The sequence below is a fragment of the Curtobacterium sp. MCJR17_020 genome (genome assembly GCF_003234365.2).
GTDB lineage: Bacteria > Actinomycetota > Actinomycetes > Actinomycetales > Microbacteriaceae > Curtobacterium.
Window position 1 is genome coordinate 1,620,760 of sequence record NZ_CP126260.1, and the last position, 18,039, is coordinate 1,638,798.

Genomic DNA, 18,039 nt, shown 5'->3' on the forward strand with positions numbered 1-18,039 from the left:
CGGCGCGCTGTTCGTCGGTCTGTGGAACCTCGGCGGAGCGCACGCGACGTGTTGTGGAACCTCGACGGGGGAGCGGCGGGCGTGCTGGGTGCGTGCCGGTTTCGTCACGCCAGACCCCGGCCGGGAGGCCCGTGCCGGCCCCGCCCCGCGCCTCACGCCCGCCACGAGCGGGCTCCACCGCCGTGGGGACACGTTCCTGCACCCTCGCCGGACTGCGCGGGGCGTGTCGTGCGACCTCGGCGTCGGACCGCTCGGACACGCGCGGGTTTGTCCGCGGTCGCGGTTAGGCTGTTCGCGTCCCGCAAGCAGCTCGTTCGACCGGAGGTTCCGTGGCGGATTCCGACTCCTTCGTCCACCTGCACGTGCACAGCGAGTACTCGATGCTCGACGGCGCTGCCAGGCTCGGCGACCTCGTGCAGGAGACCGCTGCGCAGGGCATGCCGGCCGTGGCGGTGACCGACCACGGCAACATGTTCGGCGCCTTCGAGTTCTGGAAGGCCGCCAAGGCCGGCGGCGTCAAGCCGATCATCGGGACCGAGGCGTACATCACGCCCCGGACGCACCGCACGGACAAGACCCGTGTGCGGTGGGGCGACGGCGGTGGGGACGACGTCTCCGGTGCCGGTTCGTACACGCACATGACGATGTTCGCCGAGAACACGACGGGCATGCACAACCTGTTCCGGCTGTCGTCGAAGGCGTCGCTCGAGGGCTACTACTTCAAGCCGCGCATGGACATCGAGCTGCTCGAGGAGTACCACGAGGGCATCATCGCCACGACGGGGTGCCCGTCGGGCGAGGTCCAGACGCGCCTGCGCCTCGGTCAGTACGACGAAGCTGTCAAGGCCGCCGCCGACTACCGCGACATCTTCGGCAAGGAGAACTACTTCGCCGAGGTCATGGACCACGGGCTCGAGATCGAGCGTCGGATCATGAGCGACCTGATCCGGCTGGCGAAGGACCTCGACATCCCGCTGGTCGGTACCAACGACCTGCACTACACGCACTCGCACGACGCCAAGTCGCACGCGGCCCTGCTGTGCGTGCAGTCGGGTTCGACGCTGAACGACCCGAACCGGTTCAAGTTCGACGCCGACGAGTTCTACCTGAAGTCCCCGCAGCAGATGCGGCACGTCTTCCGCGACAACCCCGAGGCCTGCGACAACACGCTGCTCATCGCCGAGCGGTGCAACGTCGAGTTCGACACCTCGGCGAACTACATGCCGAAGTTCCCGGTGCCGGCGGGCGAGACCGAGCACTCCTGGTTCGAGAAAGAGGTCGCGAAGGGGCTGGACTACCGGTACCCGGACGGCATCCCGGCCGAGGTGCAGGAGCGTGCCGACTACGAGGTCGGCATCATCAACCAGATGGGGTTCCCGGGGTACTTCCTCGTGGTCTCCGACTTCATCCTGTGGTCGAAGAACAACGGCATCCGCGTCGGCCCCGGCCGTGGTTCCGGTGCCGGCTCGATGGTCGCGTACGCGATGCGGATCACCGACCTCGACCCGATCCGGCACGGCCTGATCTTCGAGCGGTTCCTGAACCCGGACCGCGTCTCGATGCCCGACTTCGACGTCGACTTCGACGACCGGCGCCGCGGTGAGGCGATCAAGTACGTCACCGAGAAGTACGGGTCGGAGCGCGTCGCGCAGATCGTCACGTACGGCACGATCAAGGCGAAGCAGGCGCTGAAGGACTCCTCCCGCGTCCTCGGGTTCCCGTTCGGCATGGGCGAGAAGCTCACCAAGGCGATGCCGCCGCCCGTGATGGGCAAGGACATCCCGCTCACCGGGATCTTCGACAAGGACCACCCGCGCTACAAGGAAGCCGTCGACGTCCGCACCGTGGTCGAGAACGACCCCGAGGCGAAGACCGTCTTCGACACCGCGCTCGGGCTCGAGGGGCTGAAGCGCCAGTGGGGCGTGCACGCGGCTGGCGTCATCATGTCGAGCGACCCGCTCATCGACATCATCCCGATCATGAAGCGGGAGCAGGACGGCCAGGTCGTCACGCAGTTCGATTACCCGGCAGCGGAATCGCTCGGCCTGATCAAGATGGACTTCCTGGGGCTCCGCAACCTCACGATCATCAGCGACGCCCTCGACAACATCAAGAACAACCGTGGCATCGAGCTCGACCTCGAGACCATGGGGCTCGAGGACCCCGAGGCGTACGCGCTCCTGCAGCGTGGTGACACACTCGGCGTCTTCCAGCTCGACGGCGGGCCGATGCGTGGCCTGCTGCGCCTGATGAAGCCCGACAACTTCGAGGACATCTCCGCGCTCATCGCCCTGTACCGTCCGGGCCCCATGGGTGCGAACTCGCACACGAACTACGCGCTCCGCAAGAACGGCGAGCAGGCGATCACGCCGATCCACCCGGAGCTCGAAGAGCCCCTGTCGGAGATCCTCGGCGGGACCTACGGCCTGATCATCTACCAGGAGCAGGTCATGGCCATCGCGCAGAAGGTCGCGGGGTTCTCCCTCGGCCAGGCGGACATCCTCCGCCGCGCGATGGGCAAGAAGAAGAAGTCCGAGCTCGACAAGCAGTACGCGGGCTTCGAGAAGGGCATGCTGGACAACGGCTACTCGGCCGCGGCGATCAAGATGCTGTGGGACATCCTGCTGCCGTTCTCCGACTACGCGTTCAACAAGGCGCACTCCGCCGCGTACGGCGTCGTCTCGTTCTGGACCGCCTACCTGAAGGCGCACTACCCGGCCGAGTACATGGCGGCGCTGCTCACCTCGGTGGGCGACGCCCGCGACAAGCTCGCGCTGTACCTGAACGAGTGCCGCCGCATGGGCATCAAGGTCATGCCGCCGGACGTCAACGAGTCGATCGGCTTCTTCGCCGCTGTCGGTGAGGACATCCGGTTCGGCATGGGCGCGATCCGCAACGTCGGGTTCAACGTCGTCGACGACATCGTGAAGGCCCGCACCGACAAGGGCGCGTTCGAGTCGTTCCACGACTTCCTGCGCAAGATCCCGATCTCGTCGGCGAACAAGCGGACCGTCGAGTCGCTCATCAAGGCGGGTGCCTTCGACGAGTTCGGCGACTCCCGCCGCGCCCTGGTCGAGATCCACGAGGGCGCGGTCGAAGGCGCCGTCAAGGTCAAGCGGGACGAGGCCCACGGCAACGTCGGCTTCGACTTCGACTCGCTGTTCGCCGAGGTCGCCGAGGAATCACCGGCCACCGGTCCGGTGTCACAGGTGCCCGACCGTCCGGAGTGGTCCAAGCGCGACAAGCTCGCGTTCGAGCGCGACATGCTCGGCCTCTACGTCTCCGACCACCCGCTCGCGGGGCTCGAGATCGAGCTCGCGAAGCACCAGTCGATCACCATCGCCGACCTGATCGCGGCGGACGACTCGGTCGAGGGCGAGACCGTCACGGTCGCTGGTCTGCTGACGAGCGTGCAGCACCGGGTGGCGAAGACGAGCGGCAACCCGTACGGCATCGTCGACATCGAGGACTTCGGCGGCCAGATCGGCGTGATGTTCCTCGGCAAGACCTACCAAGAGTTCGGTCCGTCGCTCGTGGCCGACTCGATCGTGGTCCTGCGCGGTCGCGTGAACGTCCGCGACGACGGCAAGGCCCTGCACGCGGTGAGCATGTTCCAGCCGGCGATCGGCGACGCGATGGGCTCCGGCCCGCTCACGTTGTCGCTGCCGGAGCGGCAGGCCACCACGTCCACGGTGACGGAGCTCGCGGCCGTGCTCGGACGGCACCAGGGTGAGACCGAGGTCCGGCTGAAGCTGCTGAAGGACGACGTCGCGCGCACGTTCGAGTTGCCGTTCCCGGTGAACCTGACACCCGACCTGTTCGGCGAGCTGAAGAGCCTGCTCGGGCCGCGCTGCCTGGTGTAGCAGGGATGTGACCGTGGCCGGACACCGGATCTTCGGGACGCCCTTCGCGGCGGTCTACCCGCACTACCTGGCGAAGGTGGAGCGGAAGGGCCACACGAAGGGTGATCTCGACGCCGTCATCACGTGGCTGACCGGGTTCGACGACGCAGCGCTCGCACGGCACCTGGCGGACGAGACCACGTTCGAGGACTTCTTCGCCGCCGCGCAGCTGCACCCGAACGCGCCACTCATCACGGGCGTGATCTGCGGTGTGCGGATCGAGGAGATCGACGACCCACTCATGCGGCAGATCCGGTACCTCGACAAGCTCGTCGACGAGGTCGCGAAGGGCCGTCCGATGGCGAAGGTGTTGCGGACCGCGTGACCGGAGCCGGCGGGAGCGTTCCCGGCGCCGAGGTGCTGCGTGCCTTCGGGGTCGCTGGGTCCACGCCCGTGCCGCTCGCGGGTGGGCGCGGGCTGACCTGGCGTGCCGAGTGCATCGTCCTCCGGCCCCACGACGGTCCGGCCGTGACCGACTGGCGTGCCGGCGTCCTGGCGGAACTCGAACACGCAGCGGAGTCCGAGCACCCAGCCGAGTTCCGCACACCCCGACCCGTGGCCACCCGCGACGGCAGCTGGCGGTCGGGGGACTGGGAGGCGTGGGAGTACGTGGCCGGAGCGGCCGACGAGTCCCGCGTCGAGGACGTGATCCGGGTGGGTCGTGCCTTCCACCGCGCGATCGCCGGCCTGGAGCGACCCGCGTTCCTCGGGACGGATCCCGGCACCGACACCGCCGACACCGCCGGCCCCGAGGTCACCGAAGCCAAGGCCGTCACCGCAGCCAGCGCCGACACCGTAGCCAGCGCCGTCACCGACCCGTGGTCCCGGGCCGACAGGATGGCGTGGGGCGAGGAACCGCTGCCGGCGGACCCGACCCTCGACCGGCTCGCAGCGGCCTTCCGGCCGGTCCGAGCACCGTCGCAGCTGGTCCACGGGGACCTGCTCTGCAACGTGCTGTTCGCCGACGGGCAGCCACCGACGATCATCGACTGGCCGCCGTACTGGCGTCCGGCGGAGTTCGGCCCGGCGATCGCTGCCGTCGACGCTGTCTGCTGGCACGGCTTCCCGGTCGGGCGACTGGCAGCCCTCGGCAGGACGACGCACGGGGCTGCGGCCGAGGCAGACGAGCCGGAATGGACGTCGCTGCTGACCCGGGCGCTCGTGTTCCGCATCGCCACACTGCACCTGCTCGGTGTCTGGGACGCCGCGGCCGTGGCACACCACCGGCCGGTCGTCGACGCACTCGTCGGACGGCGGACGCCCACGTCACCTCGGTAGGCTTGTCCCCTGATGATGCAGCGAATCGACCTCCGTGGTGGCCTGCCCGCCCGTGCCGAACTCCTCCGACTCATGCCGCGCGCCGTGGGTGACGTCTCGCACGCGGTCGACGCCGCCCGCGAGCTCGTCGAGGACGTCCGACACCGCGGAGCGGACGCACTGCACGACCAGGCCCAACGCTTCGACGGCGGCGCCCCGACGAACGTCCGGGTGCCGGTCGCCGAGATCGCGGCAGCCGTCGCCGGGCTGACCCCCGAACTGCGGGAAGCGCTCGACGAAGCCATCCGCCGCGTCCGAGCCGCCAGCGCCGCACAGGTGCCGACCGGCTCCGTCACCACGCTCGCCGACGGCGCCGAGGTGCACCAGCGCTGGCAGCCGATGCGCCGCGTCGGCCTCTACGTGCCCGGTGGCAAGGCCGTCTACCCGTCGAGCGTCGTCATGAACGTCGTCCCCGCACAGGTCGCCGGGGTCCGGTCGATCGCGCTCGTGTCCCCGCCGCAGCGCGACCACGGCGGTGCGGTCCACCCGACGATCCTGGCCGCGGCCGGACTGCTCGGCATCGACGAGGTCTACGCGATGGGCGGTGCCGGCGCGATCGGCGCGCTGGCGTACGGCGTCCCCGCGATCGACCTCGAGCCCGTCGACCTGGTCACCGGTCCGGGCAACAACTACGTGGCCGCGGCGAAGCGCCTGGTGCGTGGTGTCGTCGGCATCGACGCCGAGGCCGGCGCCACCGAGATCCTCGTGATCGCCGACGAGACCGCCGACCCCGGGTTCGTCGCCGCCGACCTCATCAGCCAGGCCGAGCACGACGAGCAGGCCGGCAGTGTGCTGGTGACGACGTCGGCGACGTTCGCCGACGCCGTGGAAGCAGCCATCCCGGAACGCACGGCCGTGCTCGGGACGGCTGCGCGCCTCCAGACCGCCCTGGACGGACCGCAGTCCGCGATCGTGCTGGTGGACTCCCTCGCCGACGCCGCGACCGTGAGCAACGCGTACGGGCCGGAGCACCTCGAGGTCCAGACTGCGGACGACGACGCGGTGCTCGCCGACATCGACGCCGCCGGAGCGGTGTTCGTCGGGCCGAGCACGCCCGTCAGCCTGGGGGACTACCTGGCCGGGTCGAACCACGTGCTGCCCACCGGCGGCCAGGCGCGCTTCGGTTCCGGGCTGTCCGCGTCGACGTTCCTGCGGCCGCAGCAGGTCATCCGGTACTCGGCGTCGGCGCTCGACGAGATCGCCGCGCACATCGTCGCGCTGTCGACCGAGGAGCAGCTCCCCGCGCACGGCGCCGCCGTGACGGAGCGCACGAACCGATAGCCTGGGCGACGACATGTTCTGCCCTTTCTGCCGCCACCCGGACTCCCGCGTCGTCGACTCACGGACGAGCGACGACGGAACCTCCATCCGCCGCCGTCGACAGTGCCCGAACTGCGGACGACGCTTCTCGACCACCGAGACCGCGTCGCTCAACGTCGTCAAGCGCAACGGCGTCACCGAACCCTTCAGCCGCGACAAGATCGTCTCCGGCGTGCGCAAGGCCTGCCAGGGGCGCCCGGTCACCGACGGCGACCTGGCCGTACTCGCGCAGCGCGTCGAGGAAACCGTCCGGTCGTCCGGCTCGAGCCAGATCGACGCCAACGACATCGGGCTCGCGATCCTCGCGCCGCTCCGTGAACTGGACGAGGTCGCGTACCTGCGGTTCGCCAGCGTCTACCAGGCGTTCGACTCGCTCGAGGACTTCGAGGACGCCATCGGCCAGCTCCGCCGCGACCACCACGCTGCGGGCGCGTCGGCGGGTGCCGCCGGTTCGCCTGCGGGTGCCGCCGGCTCGCCGGCGGGTGCTGGCGCGTGAGCGGGGTCGCGGAAGGCCTGGTCCGCTCCGGGTACGCCGTCGTCTTCCGGTCGGTCTTCGCCAAGATGGATCCCGAGCGGGCGCACCACCTGGCGTTCGCCGTCATTAAGGCGCTGCCGCACGTGCCGTTCGTGGGCGGTCTGGTCGAGCGGTACTCCCGCCCGGCAGCCGCCGACGGCATCACGACGATGGGCATCCACTTCCCGTCGCGCTTCGGCCTCGCCGCCGGGTTCGACAAGGACGCCCGCGGCATCGGCGGCCTCGGCCTGCTCGGCTTCGGTCACGTCGAGGTCGGCACGATCACGGCGAAGCCCCAGCCCGGCAACGAGCGTCCGCGCCTGTTCCGCCTCGTCGAGGACCGCGCCCTCATCAACCGGATGGGCTTCAACAACCACGGCGCCGGTGCTGCTGCCCGACGGCTCGAGCGCGCCCGACGCAATCCCGGTCGCCCGGTCATCGGCGTGAACATCGGCAAGAGCCGGGTCGTCGCCGTCGAGGACGCCATCGACGACTACCTCGATTCGACGCGTCGCCTCGCACCGTTCGCCGACTACCTGGCGGTCAACGTCAGCTCCCCGAACACGCCCGGCCTGCGCGGCCTGCAGGAACTCGACCAGCTCCGACCGCTGCTGTCCGCCGTCCGCGACGCCGCCGGTGACACGCCCGTGCTGGTGAAGATCGCGCCGGACCTGACCGACGAGCAGGTCGACGCCATCGCCGACCTCGCGGTGTCGCTCGGGCTGTCGGGCATCATCGCCAACAACACGACGATCTCCCGTGAGGGACTCACCGCGGACTCGGCCGACGTCGAAGCCATGGGTGCCGGGGGACTCTCCGGCGCTCCCGTCGCCGCGCGCTCGCTCGAGGTGCTGCGTCGGGTCCGTGCCGCGGTGCCCGCCGAGTTCTGCGTCATCGCCGTCGGTGGGGTGACGACCGAGCAGGACGTGCAGGACCGCATCGACGCCGGGGCCACCCTGGTGCAGGGCTACACGGCGTTCCTCTACGAGGGGCCGAGCTGGGCAACGCGCATCAACCGCTTGCGCCGCAAGCGGCTGCGCCGCGCCGCGCGCTGAGCGCGCGCGGGCGGCCCGTCCGTCCGTCCGGCCCGCCGGCCCCGGCGTTCCCGGCGTTCCCGGCACCCTCCAGGTTCCGAAATCTCGGCATCTCGCGGCCCGCAGCGGCCGTCTGTGGATCCTCGACGGCGCGCATGCGGCGATTCGTGGAACCTCGCCGACCACCCCTGGGACGGGAGGCCCGGTGCGGCCCCGACCCGTGCCTCCCGTCCGCCGGTGCGCAGCCACGCTCGGGCGCGGCCGCTGAGTGTCCGAGATCTCGGAACCTCGGCGCGCGAGCGGGCCGTCCGTGGAACCTCGGCGAGACGCACGCGGCGAGTCGCGGAACCTCGGCGAGCAACGCGCGCACGCCGGAACGACGAAGCGCCGCCCGGCGAGGCCGGACGGCGCTTCGGGACAGCGACGCTGGGGTCAGAGGGCGGGGTACTGCCCCCGCTTGACCTGGGGCTTCGGCAGGCGCAGGAACCGCAGCTGCCACGCCCGCGTCAGGATGTAGAGGAACGTGCCGCGCTGCATCTCGCCGAACTTGGTGGTGAGCTTGCGACGCATCGACAGCCAGAGGACCACGCAGTCGATCACGAACAGGGCCACGAACGCCCACACGAGCAGGAGCGAGTACGAGGCGATCGCGGTCTGCGAGGCGGCGAACCCGACGATCAGGAACAGCACGAGCACCGGCATCATGATCTCGCCGACGTTCCAGCGGGCGTCGATCCAGTTGCGGACGAAGCGACGCTGCTCACCGCGGTCCTTCGCCGGCAGGTAGCGCTCCTCGCCGTTGGCCATGCCGACCCGGGCACGCTCGCGGTCGGAGTTGAGACGCGCGCGGGCGGCCTTCTTGTCGACCGGCGTGTTGCCGACGAGGGGACGGCGGTTCGCTGCCTCGCGCTCACGGCGGGACGGCGTCGGGCGGCCCTTGCCCTGCTCGAGGAGTTCTTCCTCGGTGGGGTTCACGGTCGTGTTGGTCTTGGGGGCTGCCTTCGCCACGGTGCGTTCCTAACGGCGTTGTGCGTGCGGGATCGTCCTCTAGATTACCGGGCATGACCGACACCGCACAGCCCAGCTCCGCGACCGACCCCGCTCTCCTCGACGCCCTGCGCGAACAGGTGCAGGGTGCGCTGCCCACGACGATCGCCGATCTGTCCGCGCTGGTGCGGATCCCGTCGGTGTCGTGGTCGGCGTTCGACGAGTCGCACGTGCTCGCGAGCGCGCGTGCCGTGGCGGACCTGGCGCTGAGCACCGGTGTCTTCGCCGAGGACCAGGTCGAGATCATCCGTTCGGCGATCAGCGACGACGAACCGCTCGACCTCGGCCAGCCCGCGGTGCTCGCCGTCCGCCCGGCCCGGAACGGCAAGCCGACCGTGATGCTCTACGCCCACCACGACGTGCAGCCGCAGGGTGACGACGCCCTCTGGGAGACGCCGCCGTTCGAGCCGACCCTCCGCGGAGACCGGCTGTACGGTCGCGGTGCCTCGGACGACAAGGCCGGCGTGATGACCCACATCGCGTCGCTCCGGGCGATCCACGCGCAGTTCGGCGACGACCTCGACCTCGGTGTCGTCCTCTTCGTCGAGGGTGAGGAGGAGTTCGGCTCCCGGTCCTTCCGCACATTCCTCGCCGACCAGAAGGAGCGCCTGGCCGCCGACGTCATCGTGGTCGCCGACAGCGACAACTGGTCGGTGGACGTGCCGTCGATCACCGTTTCGCTCCGCGGCAACGTCACGTTCAAGCTCACCCTGACGACCCTCGAGCACGCCAGCCACAGCGGCATGTTCGGGGGAGCGGCCCCGGACGCGATGATCCCGATGGTGAAGCTGCTCGCGTCGCTGCACGACGACGCCGGCTCCGTCGCGGTCGAGGGGCTCACCTCGTACGAGGCCGACGTCCCGGCTCGCACCGACGACGAGCTCGCCGTCGATGCTGCCCTGGTGGAGGGCGTCCGACCGATCGGCACCGGCGAGGTCCTGTCCCGCATGTGGTTCCAGCCGTCGATCACCGTGACCGGCATGGACGTACCGAGCGTCGCGAACGCGTCCAACACGCTGCTGCCGACCGTCTCCGCCCGCGTCTCGGTCCGGGTCGCACCCGGCCAGCCCGCCACCGACGCGTACGCGGCGGTCGAGCGGCACCTGCGGGCACACGTGCCCTTCGGTGCCCGCATGGAGATCTCCGAGCCGGACAGCGGCGACGGCTTCCTCGTCGACACGGCCGGCTGGGCCGTCCAGGAGGCCCGCACGGCCATGCGCGAGGGCTGGGGCGCCGAGGCGGTCGAGCAGGGCATCGGCGGCTCGATCCCGTTCGTCTCGGACCTCGCGGCCGAGTTCCCGGAGGCCCAGATCCTGGTCACCGGCGTGGAGGACCCGGACACCCGTGCCCACAGCCCGAACGAGTCGCAGCACCTCGGCGTCCTGCACCGGGCCATCGCGTCCGAGACGATCCTGCTCGCCAGGCTCGCGACGCGCAGCTGACGGTGCTTACAATCGACGCCAGGCGCGGTGAACCGCACCGCCCGGAGGGAGACGCGCGATGAGCGACACCATCACCACCGACGCACCGGTGACCGAGGCGGCCTCGCACGGCGTCCTCCTGAGCGACGCCGCGGCCGGCAAGGTGGCGAGTCTCCTCGAGCAGGAGGGTCGCGACGACCTGCGCCTGCGCCTCGCCGTCCAGCCCGGGGGATGCTCGGGTCTGATCTACCAGCTGTACTTCGACGAGCGCCTGCTCGACGGTGACGTCACCGCCGAGTTCGACGGGGTCGAGGTCGTCGTCGACAAGATGAGCGTCCCGTACCTCGACGGGGCGACGATCGACTTCGAGGACACCATCCAGAAGCAGGGCTTCACGATCGACAACCCGAACGCGCAGGGCAGCTGCGCGTGCGGTGACAGCTTCCACTGATCACCAGCCGATCCGACACGCGAGCGGGGAGCGACCGACACGGTCGCTCCCCGCTCGCGTTCGTCGGGGGATGCGGTCGCAGTGTGACCGGGGAAAACGGCCGGTCAGGAGTGCGGATCGCGGCGATGAGCGTGTCGGGTGTGCGCGAGCGGTACCGAGCTGCGAGTAAGCTAGGAGTGTTCCAATCAAGCTGGGAGCCAGCCAAGTGTCGCCTTCGTGCGACTCGGCGGGTTCGGCTCCGGGCTCACGTCTTTTGCGAGAGGTAACAGTGCGTTCGAATCGCCGTATACGTTGGGCGGCCGTCCCGGTGGCCGTCGGTCTGGTCATCGCACTGGCTGGCTGCACGCAGCAGCAGATGAACGGATGGCTCCCCGGCACGGAGGAGACGAAGGACGTCACCAACCACACGAGCCGCATCGTCGGCCTGTGGACCACCAGCTGGGTGGTGCTCCTCGCCGTCGGTCTCATCGTCTGGGGCCTGATCATCTGGGCCGCCATCGTGTACCGCCGCCGGAAGGGCCAGACCGGCCTGCCCGTGCAGATGCGCTACAACATGCCGCTCGAGATCTTCTACACGATCGTGCCGCTCATCCTGGTGCTGGGCTTCTTCGCCTTCACCGCGAAGGACCAGGCCGCGATCGAGAAGCCGTTCGACGACCCCGACGCCACCGTGCACGTGTACGGCAAGCGCTGGGCGTGGGACTTCAACTACATCAACAAGGACAACCCCGAGGACAGCGTCTACTACCAGGGCATCCAGGCCCAGGAAGAAGAGAACGCCAAGGGCGCCATCGACGAGTCGCAGCTGCCGACCCTCTACCTGCCGCAGGGCAAGAAGGTCGCGATCGAGCTGTCCTCGCGCGACGTCGACCACTCCTTCTGGATCATCGACTTCCTGTACAAGAAGGACATGCTCCCGGGCAAGACCAACTGGGAGTACTTCATCCCGGAGAAGCTCGGGACGTACCAGGGCAAGTGCGCGGAGCTCTGCGGTGAGTACCACTCGCTGATGCTCTTCCAGGTGAAGGTCGTCACGCCGGCGCAGTACCAGGACTACCTCGACACCCTGAAGGACCAGGGCAAGGTCGGGCTCCTCGGCGACGAGTACAACACCAACACGAACGAACCGAACAACAAGGCGCCGGTCGAGGCGTCCAGCGAGAACAAGTAGGGGCTCGTCAGATGACAACGTCTTTCGTCGGCCAACCGACCCAGACTGCTTCGCCGGACTTCCAGGCGTCGAAGGTGGGCCGGAAGGGCAACATCATCGTCCGGTGGATCACCTCCACCGACCACAAGACCATCGGGTACATGTACCTGATCGCGTCCTTCGTCTTCTTCCTGCTCGCGGGTGTGATGGCCCTGGTCATCCGTGCCCAGCTGTTCGAGCCCGGCCTGCACGTGGTCGCGACGAAGGAGCAGTACAACCAGCTCTTCACGATGCACGGCACGATCATGCTGCTGATGTTCGCGACACCGCTCTTCTCGGGCTTCGCGAACGCGATCATGCCGCTCCAGATCGGCGCTCCCGACGTCGCCTTCCCGCGACTCAACGGCTTCGCGTTCTGGCTCTACCTGTTCGGCTCGCTCATCGCGGTCGGCGGCTTCCTCACCCCGCAGGGTGCGGCCTCGTTCGGCTGGTTCGCCTACGCGCCACTGAGTGACACGACGTTCACACCAGGGCTCGGCGGCACACTCTGGGTCTTCGGACTCGGCATGACCGGCTTCTCGACGATCCTCGGCGCGGTGAACTTCATCACCACCATCATCACGATGCGCGCCCCGGGTCTGACGATGTTCCGCATGTCGATCTTCACGTGGAACACCCTCGTGACGGCGCTGCTCGTCCTGATGGCCTTCCCGGTGCTCGCCACCGCGCTGTTCGGCCTCGGGCTCGACCGGGTGTTCGACGCACAGATCTTCAACCCCGCCAACGGCGGTGCGCTGCTCTGGCAGCACCTGTTCTGGTTCTTCGGGCACCCCGAGGTGTACATCATCGCGCTGCCGTTCTTCGGCATCGTGTCCGAGGTCTTCCCGGTCTTCAGCCGCAAGCCGATCTTCGGGTACAAGACCCTCGTCTACGCGACCATCGCGATCGCGGCCCTGTCGGTCACGGTCTGGGCACACCACATGTACGTCACCGGCGGCGTCCTGCTGCCCTGGTTCTCACTCATGACGATGCTCATCGCGGTCCCGACCGGCGTGAAGATCTTCAACTGGGTCGGCACCATGTGGCGCGGCTCGGTGACCTTCGAGACCCCGCTGCTGTGGGCCGTCGGCTTCCTCATCACGTTCACGTTCGGTGGCCTCACCGGTGTGATCCTGGCGTCGCCGCCGCTCGACTTCCACGTGTCCGACTCGTACTTCGTCGTGGCGCACTTCCACTACGTGGTCTTCGGCACCGTCGTCTTCGCGATGTTCTCCGGCTTCTACTTCTGGTGGCCGAAGTGGACGGGCAAGATGCTCAACGAGCGTCTCGGCAAGATCCACTTCTGGCTCCTGTTCATCGGGTTCCACACCACGTTCCTCATCCAGCACTGGCTGGGCGTCATCGGCATGCCGCGTCGCTACGCGACCTACCTGCCGAACGACGGCTTCACCTGGATGAACCAGCTGTCGACGATCGGCTCGATGATCCTCGCGATCTCGTTCCTGCCGTTCATCTTCAACGTCTACGTGACGGCCCGGAACGCACCGAAGGTCGCCGTGAACGACCCGTGGGGCTACGGCCGCTCGCTCGAGTGGGCCACCAGCTGCCCGCCGCCCCGCCACAACTTCACGTCGATCCCGCGGATCCGTTCCGAGTCCCCGGCCTTCGACCTGAACCACCCCGAGGCAGGTGTGCCGATCGGTGTCGGCCCCGCGAAGGACGCCCCGGATGCCCCGACCTACGACGCCGCGAAGGGCGAGGTGAAGTAAGCCGATGCGCGCGAACACCAACCTGTTCTGGATCCTCTTCGGGTTCTTCATCCTCGCGGACGCCGCGTACACGATCTGGGCGCTGCTCTACTACGGCCACCCGGAGTGGGTCGGCACCGTGGCGATCGGCCTGACCGGCATCATGTCCGCGTTCATCGCCTTCTACCTCGGCAAGGTCATGGCGTCCCAGGGCGGCGTGCTGCCCGAGGACCGCCCCGACGCCAACATCGAGGACGGCGACGCCGAGCTCGGGCACTTCAGCCCGTGGTCGTGGTGGCCGATCCTGCTGGCAGCAGCGGTCGCCGTCTGCTTCCTCGGTGTCGCAGCCGGCCTGTGGATCGTCCCGATCGGACTCGCCCTGGTGGCGGTCACCCTGGTCGGCTGGGTCTACGAGTACTACCGCGGCAACTTCGGGCACTGACCTGACGCTGCAACGCACCTGACACTTCGGGCGGCACCACATCCGGTGCCGCCCGAAGTGCGTCCAGGCGCTGCACACAGCAGCACACGACCCGGCGCTGCACACCGCAGCACGACCCGGCGCTGCACACCGCAGCACGACCCGGCGCTGCACGCCGCAGCGCCCCACGAACTCCGGTCCCCGATCCGGAACAAACGGGCCCGCCCGAGGCTTGACTGGAGCGGACCTCCCACCACAGCGAAAGGAGTCACCTCAGGTGACCGACAAGCGCACCCTCATCATCTTCGGCGCGACGGGCGACCTCGCCTCCCGCCTGCTGCTGCCGGGCCTCGGCACGTTCCTGCAGAGCGGTCGAGCGGTTCCCGTCCAGCTCATCGGCACGGGCCGCAGCGCCCGCAGCGAGGAGCAGTGGAAGGACATCGTCACGAAGTCCTTCGCGTCGCAGGACGTCAAGGGACCCGAGGTCGACGCCACGCTCGCGTCGACCCAGTTCATCCAGGGCGACCCCACCGACCCGGAGCACCTCAAGACCCTGCTCGACGCGGCCGAGGCCGAGCCGATCCTCTACTTCGCCCTGCCGCCGCAGATCGCCTCCGACATCTGCGAGGCACTGCAGCAGGTCGAGCTCCCCGCTGGCACGACCCTGGCCTTCGAGAAGCCCTTCGGCACCGACGTCGCGAGCGCCCAGGCCCTCAACGAGACCGTGCTGAAGCTGGTCCCGGAAGAGCGCGTGCACCGCACCGACCACTTCCTCGGACGCACCACGGTCCTGAACATCATCGGTCTGCGCTTCGCGAACCGCCTGTTCGAGCCGATCTGGAACGCCGACAACATCGAGAAGGTCGACATCTTCTACGACGAGACCCTCGGTCTCGAGAACCGCGCCCAGTACTACGACGAGGCCGGCGCGATGGTCGACATGATCCAGTCGCACCTGCTGCAGATCCTCGGCATCGTGACGATGGACGCCCCGGCGGACATCGATGCGGTCGAGTTCCGCTCGTCCCTGGCCCGGGTGCTCCGTTCGACCGAGCTCAAGGGCGGCGACCCGAAGATCGCCTCGCGCCGTGCCGTGTACACGGCCGGCACGATCGACGGCAAAGACCTGCCGTCCTACCAGGACGAGGACGGCGTGGACCCCTCGCGCCAGACCGAGACCCTGGCCGAGATCTCGGTCGAGGTCGACACCGCCCGCTGGGCCGGCGTCCCCTTCACACTGCGCTCGGGCAAGGCCCTCGGTACCAGCCGCAAGGAGGTGCTGATCACCTTCAAGCCGGTCACCCGCCTGCCCTCCGGCCTGAGCGGTCGCCCGAAGACCGACACGCTCCGCATCGTCCTGAACCCGGACGAGATCGAACTGACCGTGTCGGCCAACGGCGGTGGCAACCCGTTCGAGATGGGCCAGGTCACCCTGTCGTCGTCCTTCGCGGACGGCGAGCTGACCCCCTACGGCGAGGTCCTGAACGGCATCTTCCACGACGACCCGCTGCTCTCGATCCGCGGCGACGTGGCCGAGCGCTGCTGGGAGATCGTCGAGCCGGTCGTCAAGGCCTGGAAGGCCGACGAGGTCCCGCTCGAGGAGTACCGCGCGGGTTCGCGCGGCCCGGCGGACTGGGAGTCGTCGTCCTGACGGACGTCACCGTCGCGCCCTGAACGGGCGGAACTGCGGACGGGAGGCACGGTGCCAGCTGGCACCGTGCCTCCCGTCCGTTTCGTGGTCAGGACCACCGCATCAGGCGGGGGTGCCGGCGCGCTCGCCCTCGCCGGTCCACGAGCGGGTGCCACCGTCGTGGACGGGCAGCCGCGTGCGGTGCCCGGTCGACGCACCACGCGCCCGCGCGATGGCGTCCGACGCGGACACGAGCGTCAGGTGCGACAGCACCTGCGGGGTGTTGCCGACGTGGTGCCCGGTGGCGACGTCGATCTCCTCGGAGAGCATGCCGACGTCGTTGGCGTACCCGACGAGCACGTCCATGAGGCGCTCGGCGTCGTCGATCCGGCCTGATGCCGCGTACTGCTCGACGAGCCAGAACGAGCACGCCAGGAACGGGTGCTCCGCGCCGGTGAGCCCGTCGAACCCCGACGACGTCCGGTACCGCAGCACGAGGCCGTCGGAGCCGGTGGACAGGTCCTGCTCGATGGCGGCGACGGTGCCGGTCATGCGGGCGTCGTGCGCGGAGACGTACCCGATCTGCGGCAGGACGAGCAGGCTCGCGTCGACCTCGTCGGTGTCGTAGTGCTGCCGGTAGCTGCCGCGCGCAGCGTTCCAGCCGTGCTCCTCGATCTCGGCCCGGACCTGGTCGCGCAGGGTGCGCCAGCGGTCGACTGGCCCTTCGAGACCGAACTCCTCGACCGCGGCGACCCCACGGTCGAACGCGGCCCAGATCATCGCGCGCGAGTGCGTGAAGTGCCGTCGCGGACCGCGCATCTCCCAGATGCCGTTGTCGGGCTCCTGCCAGTGCTCCTCGACGTAGCCGAGCAGGGCGCGTTGCAGGGCCCACGAGTCGGCGTTCTCCTCGACCCCGAGCTCGCGGGCGTCGTGCAGGGCTGCCAGGACCTCGCCGAACACATCGCCCTGGTACTGCGTGTACGCGCCGTTGCCGACCCGGACGGGCGTCGAGCCGGCGTACCCGGGCAGGTGCAGGAGCTCCCGTTCCGGCAGTTCGCGCTCCCCGGCGATGCCGTACATGATCTGCACGTCGGCCGGGTCACCCGCGATGGCGCGGAGCAGCCAGCCGCGCCAGTGCGCCGCCTCGTCGCGGTAGCCGTGCGCGATGAGCGAGGCGAGGGCGAGGGAGGCGTCGCGGAGCCACACGTAGCGGTAGTCCCAGTTGCGTTCGCCGCCCGGGTCCTCCGGCAGGCTCGAGGTCACGGCGGCCACCACGCCGCCGGTCTCGCCGTGGGTCATCGCGCGGAGCAGCAGGAGGGAGCGGCGGGCGGCGTCGGCGTAGCGACCCTCGGTGCGCGCCGTCGCCATCCAGTCCGTCCACCACGTCACGGTGCTGCGGAGCTCGGCGTCGACGTCGACGGGCTCCGGGGGTTCCCGGTGCGAGGGGTACCAGGTGAGCACGGTGTCGAGCACGTCACCGTCGTGGATGATCGCGGTGGCCGTGTGCCGGTGGTCGGAGGCCCGGAAGCGCGGGCCGCGCACGATGACCGACCCGGGGCCGGCGGTGGCGAGGAGTGCCGGGTCCTCGTCGCCGCCGATCTGTCGTACCCACGGCAGCGCGAGGGCGTAGTCGAACCGGATCCGCAGGGTCTGCTGCACCTCGACCGTGCCGCTCAGTCCGCGGACACGGCGGACGATGGACGGCCGGTGCGCGCCGACGGGCATGAACTCGGTCACCTCGACGACCCCGTCCGCCGTGGTCCACACCGTCGACAGGACGAGCGTGTCGCCGTGGTACTTCCGGTGCGCCGTCGCCGCGGGGTCGCTCGGTCGGAGCGTCCAGTGCCCGTGGTCCTCGGTGCCGAGCAGCGAGGCGAACGTGGCGGCGCTGTCGAAGCGCGGCAGGCACGCCCAGTCGATCGTGCCGTCGCGGCCGACGAGTGCGGCGGTCGAGGTGTCGCCGATGACGGCGTGGTCCTCGATCAGGTTCGGGGGAGTCGCGGGGGGCGCGGGTGCTCGCTCGGTGTCGGCGGTCCGGTCCGTGTCGGTGCTCATGCCCCGATCGAACACCCGGAGGCCGAGCG

General features: G+C 69.5%; 14 protein-coding genes. 12 read left to right on the forward strand and 2 right to left on the reverse strand.

The window, feature by feature from the left end:
- Positions 1-380 precede the first annotated feature (380 nt).
- The 6 genes from dnaE to DEJ14_RS07730 are packed head-to-tail and all read left to right on the forward strand — an operon-like array spanning position 381 to position 8,108.
- Positions 381-3,863, forward strand: coding sequence for a DNA polymerase III subunit alpha (gene dnaE / locus DEJ14_RS07705; protein WP_502868828.1), 3,483 nt, complete (start codon positions 381-383; stop codon positions 3,861-3,863).
- Between the two features lie 13 nt (positions 3,864-3,876).
- Entirely contained in the window at positions 3,877-4,227 is a 351-nt protein-coding gene (locus DEJ14_RS07710) for a DUF2200 domain-containing protein (protein ID WP_111085812.1), read from the forward strand.
- Positions 4,224-5,180 carry a hypothetical protein gene (locus DEJ14_RS07715; protein ID WP_111085776.1) on the forward strand — a complete coding sequence of 319 codons (957 nt, stop codon included), beginning with the start codon at positions 4,224-4,226 and terminating at the stop codon, positions 5,178-5,180. Before DEJ14_RS07710 ends, DEJ14_RS07715 begins: the two co-directional genes overlap by 4 nt.
- 12 nt (positions 5,181-5,192) lie before the next feature.
- Positions 5,193-6,500 carry a histidinol dehydrogenase gene (gene hisD, locus DEJ14_RS07720; protein WP_111085775.1) on the forward strand — a complete coding sequence of 436 codons (1,308 nt, stop codon included), beginning with the start codon at positions 5,193-5,195 and terminating at the stop codon, positions 6,498-6,500.
- A gap of 13 nt (positions 6,501-6,513) precedes the next feature.
- Positions 6,514-7,035, forward strand: coding sequence for a transcriptional regulator NrdR (gene nrdR, locus DEJ14_RS07725; protein WP_111085774.1), 522 nt, complete (start codon positions 6,514-6,516; stop codon positions 7,033-7,035).
- Positions 7,032-8,108, forward strand: coding sequence for a quinone-dependent dihydroorotate dehydrogenase (locus DEJ14_RS07730; RefSeq protein ID WP_111085773.1), 1,077 nt, complete (start codon positions 7,032-7,034; stop codon positions 8,106-8,108). Before nrdR ends, DEJ14_RS07730 begins: the two co-directional genes overlap by 4 nt.
- Positions 8,109-8,519: 411 nt before the next feature.
- Here the strand turns inward: DEJ14_RS07730 and DEJ14_RS07735 are convergent, their stop codons facing one another.
- Positions 8,520-9,095, reverse strand: a complete 576-nt coding sequence (locus DEJ14_RS07735) for a DUF3043 domain-containing protein (protein ID WP_235035956.1) — start codon at positions 9,093-9,095, stop codon at positions 8,520-8,522.
- Positions 9,096-9,148: 53 nt separating this feature from the next.
- Here DEJ14_RS07735 and DEJ14_RS07740 point away from each other — a divergent pair, with 53 nt between their 5' ends.
- From DEJ14_RS07740 to DEJ14_RS07765, 6 genes are all read left to right on the forward strand, one after another.
- On the forward strand, positions 9,149-10,576 hold the full coding sequence (locus DEJ14_RS07740; protein WP_111085772.1) for a dipeptidase: 1,428 nt from the start codon (positions 9,149-9,151) through the stop codon (positions 10,574-10,576).
- Between the two features lie 58 nt (positions 10,577-10,634).
- A complete protein-coding gene (locus DEJ14_RS07745) occupies positions 10,635-11,006 on the forward strand; it encodes a HesB/IscA family protein (protein WP_111085771.1) in 372 nt (123 codons plus the stop codon).
- 268 nt (positions 11,007-11,274) lie between these two features.
- Positions 11,275-12,177 carry an aa3-type cytochrome oxidase subunit II gene (ctaC, locus tag DEJ14_RS07750; RefSeq protein ID WP_111085770.1) on the forward strand — a complete coding sequence of 301 codons (903 nt, stop codon included), beginning with the start codon at positions 11,275-11,277 and terminating at the stop codon, positions 12,175-12,177.
- 11 nt (positions 12,178-12,188) lie between these two features.
- Entirely contained in the window at positions 12,189-13,925 is a 1,737-nt protein-coding gene (gene ctaD / locus DEJ14_RS07755) for an aa3-type cytochrome oxidase subunit I (protein ID WP_173168381.1), read from the forward strand.
- 4 nt (positions 13,926-13,929) lie between these two features.
- Complete coding sequence (locus tag DEJ14_RS07760) at positions 13,930-14,346, forward strand: cytochrome c oxidase subunit 4 (protein WP_111085768.1); 417 nt, start codon at positions 13,930-13,932, stop codon at positions 14,344-14,346.
- A 256-nt stretch (positions 14,347-14,602) separates the two neighbouring features.
- A complete protein-coding gene (locus DEJ14_RS07765) occupies positions 14,603-15,976 on the forward strand; it encodes a glucose-6-phosphate dehydrogenase (RefSeq protein ID WP_111085767.1) in 1,374 nt (457 codons plus the stop codon).
- A 102-nt stretch (positions 15,977-16,078) separates the two neighbouring features.
- Here the strand turns inward: DEJ14_RS07765 and DEJ14_RS07770 are convergent, their stop codons facing one another.
- Positions 16,079-18,010 carry a glycoside hydrolase family 15 protein gene (locus tag DEJ14_RS07770; protein ID WP_111085766.1) on the reverse strand — a complete coding sequence of 644 codons (1,932 nt, stop codon included), beginning with the start codon at positions 18,008-18,010 and terminating at the stop codon, positions 16,079-16,081.
- Positions 18,011-18,039 lie beyond the last annotated feature (29 nt).